Annotated in this window: 10 protein-coding genes; 2 read left to right on the top strand and 8 right to left on the bottom strand. The window is 50.6% G+C overall.

Features of this window, described 5'->3' with window-relative positions:
• Window positions 1–95 precede the first annotated feature (95 nt).
• Window positions 96–812, bottom strand: a complete 717-nt coding sequence (locus GWG06_RS29175) for a 3-ketoacyl-ACP reductase (RefSeq protein ID WP_160718020.1) — start codon at window positions 810–812, stop codon at window positions 96–98.
• A gap of 87 nt (window positions 813–899) precedes the next feature.
• Between GWG06_RS29175 and GWG06_RS29170 the strand changes: the two genes are divergently transcribed.
• Together GWG06_RS29170 and GWG06_RS29165 are read left to right on the top strand one after the other, a co-directional pair.
• A complete protein-coding gene (locus tag GWG06_RS29170; RefSeq protein ID WP_160718019.1) occupies window positions 900–1,766 on the top strand; it encodes an aldose 1-epimerase family protein in 867 nt (288 codons plus the stop codon).
• A 153-nt stretch (window positions 1,767–1,919) separates the two neighbouring features.
• Window positions 1,920–2,597, top strand: coding sequence for a hypothetical protein (locus tag GWG06_RS29165; protein ID WP_160718018.1), 678 nt, complete (start codon window positions 1,920–1,922; stop codon window positions 2,595–2,597).
• 146 nt (window positions 2,598–2,743) lie between these two features.
• Here the strand turns inward: GWG06_RS29165 and GWG06_RS29160 are convergent, their stop codons facing one another.
• From GWG06_RS29160 to GWG06_RS29130, 7 genes are all read right to left on the bottom strand, one after another.
• A complete protein-coding gene (locus GWG06_RS29160; RefSeq protein WP_235938590.1) occupies window positions 2,744–3,262 on the bottom strand; it encodes a hypothetical protein in 519 nt (172 codons plus the stop codon).
• A 64-nt stretch (window positions 3,263–3,326) separates the two neighbouring features.
• Entirely contained in the window at window positions 3,327–6,452 is a 3,126-nt protein-coding gene (locus tag GWG06_RS29155) for an efflux RND transporter permease subunit (RefSeq protein WP_127039333.1), read from the bottom strand.
• A gap of 11 nt (window positions 6,453–6,463) precedes the next feature.
• The gene (locus GWG06_RS29150; protein ID WP_160718017.1) at window positions 6,464–7,513 is read right to left on the bottom strand and encodes an efflux RND transporter periplasmic adaptor subunit; all 1,050 of its coding nucleotides are present in this window, start codon (window positions 7,511–7,513) and stop codon (window positions 6,464–6,466) included.
• Between the two features lie 11 nt (window positions 7,514–7,524).
• Window positions 7,525–8,904 (bottom strand): TolC family protein, encoded by a 1,380-nt coding sequence (locus GWG06_RS29145; RefSeq protein ID WP_160718016.1) that lies wholly within the window; start codon window positions 8,902–8,904, stop codon window positions 7,525–7,527.
• Window positions 8,905–9,036: 132 nt separating this feature from the next.
• Window positions 9,037–9,651 carry a TetR/AcrR family transcriptional regulator gene (locus tag GWG06_RS29140; protein ID WP_127039342.1) on the bottom strand — a complete coding sequence of 205 codons (615 nt, stop codon included), beginning with the start codon at window positions 9,649–9,651 and terminating at the stop codon, window positions 9,037–9,039.
• Between the two features lie 109 nt (window positions 9,652–9,760).
• Window positions 9,761–11,989 carry a DUF4838 domain-containing protein gene (locus GWG06_RS29135; protein ID WP_160718015.1) on the bottom strand — a complete coding sequence of 743 codons (2,229 nt, stop codon included), beginning with the start codon at window positions 11,987–11,989 and terminating at the stop codon, window positions 9,761–9,763.
• 22 nt (window positions 11,990–12,011) lie between these two features.
• The gene (locus GWG06_RS29130) at window positions 12,012–14,873 is read right to left on the bottom strand and encodes a tetratricopeptide repeat protein (protein WP_160718014.1); all 2,862 of its coding nucleotides are present in this window, start codon (window positions 14,871–14,873) and stop codon (window positions 12,012–12,014) included.
• Between the last annotated feature and the right edge of the window lie 5 nt (window positions 14,874–14,878).

Below are 14,878 nucleotides of genomic sequence, written 5' to 3'. Positions count from 1 at the left end.
AGAAGCGAAGATATAAGCGAAGAAGTAAATTAATCTTCGTTTTAATCTTCGCTTCTACATTCGTAATTCGCAATTCGTAATTCGTAATTCACTTCTTATGGGTTCGTCGACCACAACTCCGCTGACTTCACCACAATCCTTCTGTTCAGCTTCAGCTGAGATACTACGATTTCCGCGATGTCTTCCGGCTGCATTACTTTTTCCGGGTTGCCATCGGTGAGGTTGAGGTTTTTGGCCATATCGGTAGCGATAGTGCTGGGAGCGAAGGCACTTACCCGGATGTTATGTTTTCTTACTTCCAGCATCAGGGATTCCGTCAGGCCCAGCAGACCGAATTTGGAGGCGCTGTAGGCGCTGGTGACAGGCGCACCGCGTTGTCCGGCCGTAGAGGAGATGTTGATGATGTCTCCGGTCTTCCGTTCTATCATAGAAGGAAGTATGGCGCGGGTTACATAATATACGCCCAGCAGGTTTACCTTGATGATATCTTCAAACTGTGCCGGGGTAAGATCCATAAATCCACCGAAAGCGGCTATACCGGCATTGTTGATGAGTATGTCAATAGGGCCTGTTTCCTTTTCCAGGGTGATGGCTGCTGCATTTACTGCTTCCAGGGAAGCTACGTCAGCTACTGCAAAGGCCGCTTTTACGCCCAGGGCCTTCACTTCGGCGGCTACCTCTTCCAGTGCGCCTGCGCTGCGCCCCATCAGGGCAATATCCACGCCTTCTTTTGCCAGCGCAATAGCTATGGCACGTCCGATTCCTTTACCACCGCCGGTGATCAGCGCTTTCTTTCCTTTTAATGACTCCATAATTTTAATCGTTAGATACCCCGCAAAGGTAAAGACGCTGTTCCTAATTCGTATTTTTTTATCTTTAACTTTCTATAAAGCATCCGTATGAAAATTTCAAATGACCGGCTTACCATTACAATAGCGGCTGCAGGCGCAGAATTGCAGCATATTGTTCACAATGACTCCGGACTGGACTATATGTGGGGCGCCGACCCCGCCGTATGGGGAAAGAAAAGCCCGGTACTGTTCCCTATTGTAGGCGGACTGAAAAACAATACCTACACATATAACGGGCATGAATATACGCTGGGCAGACACGGTTTCGCCCGCGACCAGGTGTTTACGGTTACAGAACAGAGAGATACGCATATCACGTTCACCTTAACGGATAACGAGGCTACCCGTAAGGTATACCCTTTCCGCTTTGCCTTTCATGTGCGCTATACCTTACAGGACAGCCAGCTGAAGGTAACCTACATCGTGGAAAATACTGGTGATAAGGAACTGCTCTTCTCTGTCGGCGGCCACCCCGCATTCCGTATACCGCTGGTAGAAGGAACCTCCTATGAAGATTATTATCTTCATTTCAACAGAAAGGAGAATACAGGCCGTTACCCTTTATCCGCCGCCGGGCAGATAGAGCTGACACCCATACCTATGCTGCAGGATACGCAGGAATTACCCCTGCACAAATCCCTGTTCCTCGAAGATGCCCTGGTATTTAAAAACCTGGCCTCTTCCGCCATCAGCATTAAAAGCAATAAAACCCCGCATGGCCTGGCCATCTCCTTTGAGGGATTTCCCTATATGGGCATCTGGGCCGCCAAAAACGGCGATTTCGTTTGCATAGAACCCTGGTGTGGTATAGCAGACAATGTATCCGCTACCGGCAACCTGAATGAAAAAGAAGGCATTAACAGGCTGTCGCCGGGAGAGCAGTTTGAGAGAACGTGGGAAGCGGAGTTTTTTTAAATAATTACGAATGATTTAAATAATTACGAATTACGAATGATGAATGGCGAGTTAAGCGCGAAGATTTAAGCGGATATTCAATTATTTATCCGCTTAAATCTTCGCGCTTAACTCGCCATTCATCATTCATCATTCGTAATTCAAAGCCAACAAATGAATTACCAGATTATCGCCAACGAAACCGCCTTACAACATTTCATCAACTGGTTGCCTGAGTGCAACGAACATGAACAATATTATCTCTGTCTGCTGGCGCGTTCCAAATACCTGCAGGGAACCATGCATACAATGAAAGCCGATAAACAGCAACTGAAGCGGTTTACGAGCCGGAAGGAAGATATGCTGGATAAAATAAAACAACTGGAATGTGCGGCAGGAACTTACCGGCACAACGGGCAACCTGTCCCGCAGGAGGCGCTGGCACTCTATATCAGCATCAATCCCCGCGATCTGTGGAAGGCAACATTTGCTTCCCTGGTAACATTTGCGGAAAACATCCGTCAGCAACAGCTGACAAAAAATCCTCATCAGGAGGTGATGAGCGAAATACAAAAATCCTGCAGCAACAAATACTATATGGATATTGACGTAGACCGTAAAGATCCGGCCATCCTGGAAACTATCAGCAGCTATATCAATCCGTCCTGCCTGACTATCCTGGAAACAAGAGGCGGCTACCATGTACTTATAGAACTGGCCGCCATAGATCCCTCCGTAAAGAAAACCTGGTACCGGCAGATCACCGCTCTTCCGGACGTAGATCAGAGCGGAGATAACCTGATTCCGGTGCCGGGGTGTGTGCAGGGAGGTTTTGTACCATTTTTTAAATAATTACGAATTACGAATTGCGAATTACGAATGCAGAAGCGGAGATTTAATCGAAGATGAATAGGATGAAGGATTAAATGTCTTCCTTTCTCTTCGATTAAATCTCCGCTTCTGCATTCGTAATTCGCAATTCGTAATTCGTAATTATTTTAAAAGTTATAGCCTGCTTTCAGTCCCCAGAATCCATGCGTGCCGTCTTTAAACCAGGCTTCATATTTTGCTTGAACATCCAGGCCGAGGAAACGGATACCTATTCCCGGTGCAAACAGGGCGCCGGTGCCGTTGTTGTAGTCGCCGGTGAATTGGGCGGTACCACCTTCCACTTTTACGTACAGGAGGCTGATCAGTTTGTATTTCAGACCGAGTCTGAACGGAATTACTTTGGCGGAAGGGATGTCTGCAAAGACGCCGTTACCTATGTCCATTGATTTGCCGTTGAAATACATGAAGCCAATGGAACCCACGGCTGTTAAACCTGCCACCAGCTTTACGTCCGCTCCCAGACCCAGGCCATAGCCGGTTTTGTGGGAGTTGCTGAAGTCGCCGGTAGGGAAGCCCGCTTCTACATAAGGTCCGATGCTGAAGCGTTTCAGCTGTGCCTGTGCTGACTGTACACTGAAGCATACTGTCAGCAGTATCGCAAAAAATGCCAGGATGTTTCTTTTCATAAGATCAAATTTTCAAAAGGAATGGTTGTGATGATTGACAATCAGTCCTAAAAATAAGGAAGAATTATGAATTACTCATCGCTAATTGAGAATGACCATTTACGGACCTTACTTCCCTGTTGGCTTCCGGCGTATCTTCCGGGTCGGGCAGTTCAATTCTGGGTGGTATCATTTTGTAGATCACCGGCGTAACCACACGGGAGAGCAGGGTAGAGCTTATCAGGCCGCCAATCAGGACGATGGCCAGTGGGGCAATCATCGGGTTGGAGGAAATCGCGATGGGTATCAGGCCGCCGATGGCAGTGAGCGAGGTGAGTACGATAGGCAGGAATCTTACTTCGCCGGCTTCGCGGATCGCTTCGTCCAGCGGTTTACCCTGCATGCGCAACTGGTTGGTGAAGTCTACCAGCAGGATGGTGTTCTTTACTTCTATACCCGCCAGGGCTATCAGACCTATTACCGCCATGAAGGAGAGGGAGTTGCCGGTCAGCCACAGGCCGGCCGCCGCGCCCACAATGCCTAATGGTATTACGGAAAGTACGATCAGCGTACTTTTGAATGTTTTAAATTCCAGTACCAGTACAGCGATGAACAGGAAGATGGTAACGATGATGATGCTCATAAATCCACCGAAGGAGTTGTTGCGGCTCTCCACTTCACCACCCATCTCATAAGTGTATCCGGCGGGGAGTTTCATGGCATCCATTTGCCTGATTACTTCCGTGATGACACGGTCTGTCAGGAATCCTTTCTTTACGAAGGCGCCGACAGATACCACCCTGTTTTTTTCCTGGTGATGGATACTGAGGGGAGAAGTCTCCAGCTGCAGGGAGGCTACCTGCGACAGCGGAATGGCAGTGCCCTGGCCGTTGTTGATAAAGAGATCGTTGAAGACATCCATCGTGGGCTTGCCGTTTTTCTGTTTGGTAAGCAGCACATCGTAGTCGTTATCATTTTTATCATTGTATTTACCGAGGTTGATACCGGCAATGGCTAAACGAACGGCCCTGTCAATGTTGGCGGTCGGAATACCCAGCTGCTGTGCCTTTTCCTTATCAATGGCTACACGTACATCTGATTTCAGGTTACTTACCGGGTTGTTGATGTAGATAGTACCGGGTGTTTTCTCCAGCATTTTTTCCACATTGGAAGCAAGGGTGCGGAGGCTGTCCAGATTATCGCCGAAGATCCTGACTTCTACGGGGGCGGTCACCGGAGGGCCCTGCTCAAAATTTTTCACCTCTACTTTCGCGCCGGGGAAAGGCGTCCACTTCTGCCGCAGCTTTTCTATCAGCGCAATTTTGGCTGAAGGATTGGTATGCGGGTCCAGCTGCACAAATATCTGCGCATAGTCGCTGCGTTCATTTTCCTGTACTTCGTTGTAATATATACGGGGATTGCCTTTGCCAATATTGCTGGCATAGTATTTTATACTTTTTTCCTGCTGCAGCTGCGCTTCAATTTTTTCTACGATGTTGTTGGTGTATTGCAGGTTTGACTGTGGTGGTGCAATGATATTGATGAGGAACTGCGGCTTTTCAGATGCGGGGAACAGCCCGAATCCAACGATTTTCATCAGTACCAGCGATCCGCCGAACAATACCAGGGATACGATGATGGTCAGTACCGGGCGCATCAGCGCTTTGTCCAGCAGGCGCGCATAGCTGCCATGGATCAGCTTTTTGAGCAATCGCATGAAGAAGTTGCCCTCCGGGTTGCCGGTATGTTCTTTCAGCAGGCGGCTGGCGAGGAAAGGGATGATGGTCAGTGAAACCGCCATGGATGCCAGTACGCTGAAGATGACTGCCAGCGGCATGCTGCGTATGAAGTCACCGCTGCCTTCCGGTAAGAATACAATTGGCATGAAGGCGATGATGAGTGCGGCGGTGCAGCCTACAACAGCCATGCCTATCTGGGAGGTGGCTTTCAGCGTGGCTTGCATGCGGCTGTGTCCTTCCAGCATCCAGCGTTCTATGTTTTCTATCACCACAATGCTGTCATCTACCAGGAGGCCGAGCGCTACTACCAATCCTACAATGCTGAGCTGATTGAGGTTGTAGCCGAACAGCTGTAACAGCACAATACCAATGGAGAGCGAAAGCGGGATGGAGATCATCACAATCAGCGCCGGCCGTTGTCCTAATGGTAACAGTGTAAACGCTACCAGCAGGATGGCAATGAGAAAGTCCTTGCCAAGGCCGCCCAGGCGGCTGTTTACCGCTTCTGCCTGATCAAAGTACTGTACCAGGTCGATATTGGCCGGCAGTGTTTTTTTGAACTTCTCGATGACAGGCAGGTACTGTTGCTGTGTTTTACTGATGTTTTCCCCGGTTTTCTGTGCCGCTGATACAGATACGCTGCGGTGGCTGTTCAGGCGGGCAAAATACTTCTCGTCTTCAAAGCCGTAGTATATGCGGGCAATGTCTTTCAGGAAGATATTTTTGCCGTTGGCAGCGGTGACAATGGTGTTACTGATTTCTTCGATAGACTGATAATTGCCGCTGGTTTTGATGTTGAAGCTCCTTTCGCCGGCATCGATGCTGCCACCGGGAATGTTGGCCATTTCACTCTGTACGGCGCTGATAACGGTGTTGACCGGCAGATGCAGCTGTGCCATTTTATCCAGTTCCAGTTCCACGCGTACCTGTTGTTCCGGAAGGCCGTGGATCTTTACATTTTTCAGGCTGGGAATTTTCTCCAGGTCTTCCTGCAGTTTTTCTGCATAGTAACGGAGCTTTTCCCTGGGCGCATTTTCTGAGATCAGGGCTGTCTGCAGTACATTTACGTCAGAAGGTTCCTGTTTCTTTACTTCTATGCTGTAGATGTCTGCCGGCAGGTCTTTTTTCTTATTGTTGACTTCTCTCACCAGTTCCTGGTATTTCTGGTCTACATCGGAGCTGTATTTGTATTCCACCTGCATAACGGCTACGCCGTCGTTGATAGCGGTACGAACGTGTTTGATATCATCAAGTCCGTAGACTTCTTTCTCCAGCGGATCTACCACAAGGTCTTCCATGTCTTTCGGGCTGGTGCCGGGGTATATCACCACGACGGAGAACTGCGGGGCCCTCATTTCAGGGTCTTCGGAGCGTGGCATATTGAGGATGGTTGTGATGCCGAGCACAATGATCATCAGGAAGATTACCAGGGTGAACTGGTAGTTTTTAACGGCATAACCGGATATTTTCATGATACTGGAAATTATTGGATGATACGGATGGGAGATTGATCCTTCAGGTAGGCGGAGCCGGAGATGATGAGTGCAGCTGCGTGTTCCATGCCTTCGCTGATGATGACGTTGTCTTTTTCCATGCCGGCGATGGTCACCGGAATTTTATGTGCGGTTTTGTTATCGTTGGTGATGAATACGTATCCGCTGGCGCCGTTGCCGTCGAGCAGGGCGGCGTAGGGAATGCTCCAGGCGGATCCGCTGCCGGCGCCGCCGGTGGTGATGCGGCACCTGCCGAACATACCGGTGGCAATGGCAGCGGGCTTTTCTCCCTGCAGCTGTACATCTATGATAAAGGTGCCGCTGGCGGCATCGATACCTTCTGCTTTACGTGTAACCATGCCTGTGAGGTCGCTGCCGGGCAGGGCGGCCGTTTCGATGGTAGCTTTATCGCCTGTTTTCACCTGTGCCCATTCTTTATCGGTAACGCCTATACGTAGCATCCAGTGTGCGTTGCGGGCGCCGTTGATCTGTAATACGGGTGTGCCGGAGGTGATGTATTGGCCGGCGCTGGCGAGCTTGTGGAGTACGTAGCCGTCTTTGGTGGCACGGATGGCGGAATAGCTGCGGTTGAACTGTGCGGTGCTGAGTTGCTGCCGGGCCAGTTCCAGTGCGGTTTTGCTGTTCTGCAGCTGTTCCAGGGTAGCTACGCTGTCATTGTGCAGGTTGAGCGTGCGCTGGTAGTCGCGTTGCGCTTTTTCGTAGCCCAGCTGCGCCTGCTGTACCTGTGCATCTATTTCAGTCAGGTGGAGCGTAGCCAGTACCTGCCCGGTTCTTACGGCATCGCCTTCTTTCACGAGGATATTATTGATGATACCGTTTGTTTTGAAAGACAGATCTACTTCATCATCGGTGGTAAACTGACCGGAGGCGTTGATGACGCCGGCAGCGCCCTGTCTGGCCAGTGGCATTACTTTCACCGGGATAATTTCGGTGTTGACAGCCGTGGTTTTTTCCGCAGGTTTGCTGCCGCAGGAAAAAAGCAACACGGATAATGGAAGCAGGAGCAAAGTATTTTTCATGGAGGTAGATTTTATTGTTGATTGAAATCGATATTGTAAGATGCCTGTGCGCGTTCTACGGCAGCATAGGCTGTTTGTACGGCCGCCTGTGTAACGGCTGTCTGCAGCTGTGCCTGGGTAAGCTGGTTCTGTGCGTCCAGGAGTTCTATGTACAGCAGCTGCCCTTCTTTATAGATTTTCAGCTGATCCCGGTAGTTGCGGCTGGCAAAGGAAAGCTGGCTTTGGGCAGAGCGGTAGTTGTCAACGGTTGTGCGGTAATCATTCATGGCCTGAAACAGTTGCAGCTGCAGTGCATCGGTCGTCTGTGATGCGGTATTGCCGACTGCCGCCAGATCCAGCTGCGCCTGTTTGATTTTATATTTGTTCCGGTTGGAGCTGAAGAGGTTCCACTCCAGGTTGATGCCGAAAAGATAATAGCGGGAGGTATTGTCGAAACGCGCGCCCATGGCTTGTGAGCCGAGGTCTATGAAGGTGCTGAGTTTAGGTATCAGGTAGGACCGGTCCAGTTTTTCGTTCAGACTGTACATGGCGGCGGCACTTTTGATTTCCTGGAGTTCTTCCCGGCGGCTCACATCGCCGGTATTAACGGCAACGGGTATACGCAGCAGGTTGCTGTCCAGTTCTATGTCTTCTTCCAGGGAGCGGTTCAGCAGGAAGTTGAAATATGCTTTTGCATTCTGCTGTTCGTTCATGGCCTTGCTGATAGCGGCATCTGTCTTTTCTTTTTCTGTCTGCGAACGGTATACTGCCGTGTTGTTGCGGATGCCGTTGCGCACCATGCTTTCGTTGATGCGGATGTTTTCCCGTATGAGCGATAGGGCGTTGTTATAGATGGCTACCGCCTGTGATGCCTGGTAGTAGCGGAAGTAGGCGCTTTTAATATCCTGTACCAGCGCGCGTTTGTAGACATTCATAGCTGCCTGCTGCCGGCTGATCTGTTCTCTTTTTATTTTCTGATTGTAATATATCTCAGCGTTAAGCAGCGGCAGGCTGGTCCTGAACTTCGCGTCGTAGAAGTTGTCCGGGTTGAGTAGCACGGAAACGTTTTCCACCTTAGGGAAGTTATGTGAACCGGTGAGCTGGTTCAGTGAAGCATACACGGGGTTGAGCAGGTCGCCGATGGGCATGTCTATGGTACGGCCGCCGCCTGCTTTGGTGTAGCTGGCCAGGAAGGTAACGTTGGGACCAAACAGGCTTTTGGCTTCCTGCAGGGCATACATGGCTTTTTCCATGGTGAAGCGCTGATCTTTCAGTCCTTTGTTTTGCTGAAAGGCCTGTTGTATGTATTGATCCAACACGGTGTTTGGCGGAGCGGGCTGCTGAGCGGATACGCTGACGGCCGCGCATAGCAAGCCCATTAACAATGCTCCTTTTGTGATGCATGTTGACATAATGAACAGTGTTTATTGATATCGAAAAAAATAAAGCCCGAAAGGCTTACTAGTCGTTGTTAATATGGTGAACGGTGTTTAGTTTGGGTGCTTAAAAAAAGGCCGTAGCCTCTTTTTAAATATGTGATGCGGTTATGCTTTGATGATCCGCAGGTATTCGTTAATGGCGTCTTCCATGCCTTCTTCCAGGTCGGAACCGGATAGCTTGCAGACTTTAATACGGCAACGGAGATCGAGACTGATTAATCCGTGCAGGAAACCCCAGACGGAGATAGAAGCAACAACGGCGTTTTTAAAGCGAACCAGTTTATTGTCTATACACTCCTGCATCAGTTGCTGCAAAGCGTCGTAGGCATTATCCCCGTTCTTCCAGTCTTCTTCATCTTCTTCTGCATTCATCGGATCATTGATGATGAACATCAGGTCATATAACTGCGGATTTTCCCGGTAAAAATTGACATATGCCCAGGCCATCTGCTTTAGCCGCCTGTACGGATCCTTCTCGGTAACCGCTTTCCTGAAATGCTCTGCCAGCGCGTCAAATCCTTCGCTCTGCACATCATACAGCAACTCATCCTTATCCTTGTAATACAGGTATATGGTAGCCGGGCTATATTCAATCTTGTCTGCAATTTTCCGGATGGACATCTTGTCGTATCCCTCTTCCACAAACATCTGAATGGCAGCATCTACGATCTTCCGGCGCATATCTGCCTTTTCCCGCTCTTTTCTTTCTGCTATGCCCATTTAATTATATTTACAGTGCAAATATACTAAACAGTGTTTAGTGTCCAAATATTTTTTCGCGGAAATACGGGAATAAAGCCTGAAAGCCTTGCGGGACACGGGAAATATTTTATTCCACCGTTACCTCATCACAGCACAGCGCCGCCTTCTTCCCGGGAGTAGCACGCCAGTCGGGCAAAGTACCCGGGCACACAGCGCTTACCCTTATATAACGCGCGTTTTCGCCGCTAACCGCAAAATTGAAATGACGGATCTGCAGGGCATCATCTTCCTGCGGCGGCGCTACGGGCTGTGTGCCTGCCACCGTATAATTACTGCCATCGGCAGATACTTCTACGGTAATCCTTTCCGGCAGGAAGATATAATGACGCGGATCCAGCAGGAAATTCAGGGAGATCTGCCCGATACGCTTACTGCTGCCCATATCTATGGTGGCAATCATATCCTTACCATAAGTGAACAGCCAGTTATAGCTGAAATCTTTTCCACCGGTAAGGCCGTCGGTCAGCGTTTGTTCTTTCATCGGACTATACTCCGGCGTATACGGATTTACCAATGTCACCTTCGCACCGAAGGCCAGGCTCTTCACCCATTTGCGGGCCAGCAGTTCATCCCATTCCTGCTGATAGGCGTCGGGCGACAGGCCGCCTTCGGCTAACTCCGTTACCCCGGCGGCTTTACAGGCAGCCACGAATTTTTTTATCCTGGCAGGCCATTTGGCAGAAACGCTGCCATCCGGCTGCAGGTAACCATACCGGCCGGTGCCATACACCCGCGATTGCTGCAGCACCGTATATTCCAGCGGCAGCCGGGCACGGTACACGCGCTGCAGAAAAGCGGTATCGCCTTCAGCAGTTGCTTCTGCCTTGTCCAGCAACGCAGAATATTCATCAATACGCGCCGGCGATAAGTAATCCTTTGCATTAAACACCGGATTGCCATATATATCCAGTACAGCATGCGTACTTTTTACAGCAGCACTCAACGCCTGCATATATTTTCCGATCCATGGGCCGGCCTTACCGTAATAGCCGTTCAGGAAACTGCTGTTGACCTTCGTCATATCTGCATTGGGATTCCATAACAGTTGCGCCTGTACGAAACTGTTATACTCCGCCATATCGCTGTAAGTTTCTCCGCTGCCCTGCGAAAAAACACCTTTTACATGATGCTTTGCAAAGTACTGCAGGTTGGACTGCAGGTTATCATAATCCGGGAAGGGGGCGAGGTAGTTGGTGAACTGTGTGGTATAATCCCAGATGAACAGGTTTTGCGTAACAGCCTCCCAGTCTTCCAGATTTTTCCGGAAACCTGCGGCGGAAGCAGCGGCAGCGAGCGGTTCCTGCCGGTATGCATCTATTGTGCTCAGCATAATAAAGACATTCCGTGTGGGCTTTGTTTTTAACGGCGCCTTAGCGGTATATCCATACGCCAGCGTGGTAAACTGCTGCTCCGGGAACTGCGCCGCTATTTTATTGACAAAGCGGATCAAAGAACCCTGCGGACCGCCCTCTGCTGCATCCGCCTTTTTACAGTCGTCGCAGGTACAGGCCCCGCCGCCGTCTTCCGGCGCCACCGACCAGTACATAGCATCCGGATTATCGGCAATAGCCTTTTTGAAATAGGCTACCGCCAGCTCATATACTTTTTCATTGCTCAGGCAAAGCTGCATCGGCTGCCGCTTTCCGTTGACCAGCGAGAAATATTCGGGATGCGTGGCAAAATATGTTTTAGGAGGAACGAGCTTGAAAAAGGAATGCCCCCACAATCCCCACAGGTCTTCAAAACGATGCAGACCATGCCATTCCAGGTATTCCGGATCCAGCGAAGGAGGATAATAGGTTTCCCGGTAAACAAATGCGGGTGATTGCGTTACCGCCAGTCCGCCGGGGATGCGTACCTGCTTGGAGGCCGGTACAACGGCGGGCACGCCCGCATCCTTACGGCAACCCATATACGTTTCCAGCAGGTAGTACACGCCGTATACTACGCCTTTGCCACTGCCACCGCGGATAAACACCTGCCTGCCGGCCGTACCGATATGGAATCCTTCCCCGGCAATCTTCTCCGGCCCGCTGCTGTGCGCTGTGCTGCCTATAAATACCGCCGGCTGATCCTTATAGCTGTTCTCCCGGATAACGGGCAGTTTCGCGCCGGAAATCTGCTGCACATACTGTTGCAGGATAACGGCGGCCCTGTCTTCCGCCTTTGTCGGCGAAGCCGGAATCACAATACTGTAACTGCTGCTGCCCTGCTGCACCAGGTTGATGTCTGCGGCGGACTGCTGCGAGCAGGCGCTATGCAGCATCATCGTCATCGTTAACAAAAAACTGTTCATCCTCGTAAGCATTGTTTGTCAGTTAAAATTTGCGTTGAAAGACCAGGTAAATATCATACTGATTGCGATAGGCGGCATCGCTCACCTTCTGATTGATCCAGGTACCGAACAGCCCTACCGTAGTCCTGTATTTAAATACTTTCTGATAGCCTGCGCCCACGCTGTGTGTCAGCAGCCCGGTGAGCTGCGGAAACTGAATCAGGCGGCTGCGGTCGTCCGGAGACGTTCCCAGCCCGGCTATCAGCGTCACGAAATCCTGGCGGCGGTTCAGATAATAGCGGGTCGTGAGATTGAATGAACTGTTGAAATCACCTTCTTCACTGATGAAATATGCACGGAGGTTCACCCAGAAATCACCGAAGGGTTTGGCCACCGAGGTCACAGCAGAAAAGCTGGTCACGCTGTCCAGACTCAGGTAACGGCCGCCCAGCTCCACTTCCAGGTCTTTACCGAATGTTTTGAATAAGGAGTAGGAGGCGCGCAGCTGGGGGAACACCACTTTGTTGGAATAAGCTAGCAGCGCATAGGAATACAGTTTCGGGGTATGGGTGTAATACATTTCTGCTTCTCCCTGTAATCCGTTGCCGGTCTGCCTTCCGGCGTAGTTCAGGCGGAAAGCATAGGAGCCGCGCCTGAAGAAGTGCCGGTATTCTGCGGTAGCAATATTGTATTTGTCATCGGTGTAATCATAGCTGGAATGCAGGAAATACAGACCGAACTGATTCTTCAGCGTTTTACTTTCGAGATAGTCGTGATAGTCAATGTTGGCGGCTGTATTATTGATCTTCACCACGGAATCTGCTGCCAGCGCGGCTGCCGCGAAGTCTTTCTTGTTTTCCAGCGTGATGGCGCGTTTCAGCTGAAAGTTCTCGTTGCCGGGATAAAATTTTATTCCCCGGTCAGCATAGGCGAGTGCGCTGTCATAACGTTGCTGCCCGTTCAGGATGTTGATGCTGTAAAGCAGCGCCAGCGAGTCTTTGCTGTTGAGCGCCAGCACCTGATTGAAGGCTGCCAGCGCACTGTCTGGCTGCTGATTGCGCTGATAGGCGCTCCCCGCGGCCATCAGGCTGCTGATATACGCCTGCTTGTATTTCAGCGTATAGGGGTAACGGTTAGACAGCTCTCCGGTAATGGCGGCGGCGCCGTTATAATCTTTCATTTCCTGCAGGACAGATGCTTTTTTCAGCAGCAGGTCGCGGTCATTGGGATAGTATTCCAGCGCTTTGCCGGCATACCACAGGGCGCTGTCTGCCTGTCCGGTAGCGCTTTGCAGGTTAATCATATAATCCAGCGCCTCCCTGTTACCGGGCGATGCTGCCAGCACCTGCCGCAGCGGCTGTTTGGCCAGATCAAATTCATCTGCCTTCATCAGCACCCTGGCAGAGGTAAGTAACAGATCGGTGAGGTTGTTGTTCATACGGGCATCGTTGGGATGCCTGGAAGCCAGGCTGGCAGCTATGGCAGCGGCTTCTTCGTATTTCCCGGTTTCTGTGAGCAGCGTTGATTTCTTCAGCAGAAATTTCTCGTTGTCCGGATAATATTTCAATGCCTGCTCAGTCACCCGCAGTGCGGCATTATTATCTTTCATGGCGATGTAGGTATTGGCGGTGAGATCCAGCAGGGTAGAATCTTCCGGGCTCATATCCAGTCCCCGTTCAAACGTTGCCAGCGCCAGATCATTTTGCTGTTGTGCCAGAAATTCCCGTCCGCTCTGTGTTTGCAGGAAGATAAATCTTTCTTTCAGGGACGGGTTGGGAGAACGCTGGTAAAGCAGTCCTGCAAGGTCTGCAGCTGTGCTGAATTTCCGGTCGGCTTCCAATGCATCCAGTTTCAGCGTCAGCAGCTTTGTATCATTCGGGCTGTTCTTCAGTCCCCGGTTGATCCATACCATAGCCTCGCGGTAGTTGCCGCGTACCATGCACCAGGTAATGACTTTGTCGAGGGCTTCGCGGTTGCCGGGATTTTTCTCCAGCACGCCCTGGTATAATGACAGCGGGTCTGTGTTGGTATAGTAGGCGGCGGCTTCCATGCGCAGCGATGTCTCCAGCGCGCGCACCTTGCCGTCTGACGGATATTTGCGTAATATCTCCTGCAATACGCTGAGGGCATTGGCATAGTCGTGCTGCTCCTGCAGGATGCTCATCTTGCGCATCAGCAGGTCATAGGAGCCGGGAGAAGATACCAGTGCATCATTCACCTGGTCCAGCGCGCCGCTGTAATTGCCGGTCTTCAGCGCCACTGCCAGCCCGGCTTCACGGGCTTCGGCATTACGGGGATCTGCTTCGAGTACCTTATCATAGCTCTGGCGCGCCATGCCATTATTGCCCAGCTGCTGATAATACCGGCCGCTGACCATATGGTGCTCTATATACGCCCGCTTCACCAGCGTATCCTGCGGGTATTTGTCCATCAGTGTGGCAGCCAGGTTGTTACCCTGATACACTTTATGCTGTACATCTAGTATACCCAGTTTTTTCAGCATGAATTCCAGGCTGCCCGGAAAGTGATAAAGGGCCTCGTCTGCAAAGCAGAGCGCTTCTTCATATCTGCCGGAAGATAATTCCACATTGATAGCATAATGGTAGGCATCACGATAGGTAGGATTCTTCATCAGTACCTGTTTGATATATTTCCGGGAGAGATCATATTGTTTGGTCAGCATATACAAACGCCCCAGCAGCAACTCCTGGTCAATGAAGTCGGGTTGCGCTGCCAGCGCCTGCCTGGACAGTTCTATCGCCTTGCCGTAATGTCCCTGCTTTGTTTCCTGCACTGCCTGATTATACAGGGCTTCCGGATTGGTCTTCTGTTTAAAAATCTGTGCCTGCGCCTGCAACGTCACACATACTATAAAGCAGGAAAGCAAATGTTTTAAGACAGCCATATAAA

Origin of the sequence: Chitinophaga solisilvae (assembly GCF_009928525.1) — a bacterium.
GTDB classification, from domain to species: domain Bacteria; phylum Bacteroidota; class Bacteroidia; order Chitinophagales; family Chitinophagaceae; genus Chitinophaga; species Chitinophaga solisilvae.
The sequence above is the reverse complement of the archived record's forward strand: the minus strand, read 5'-3'. Positions and strand labels throughout refer to the sequence as shown.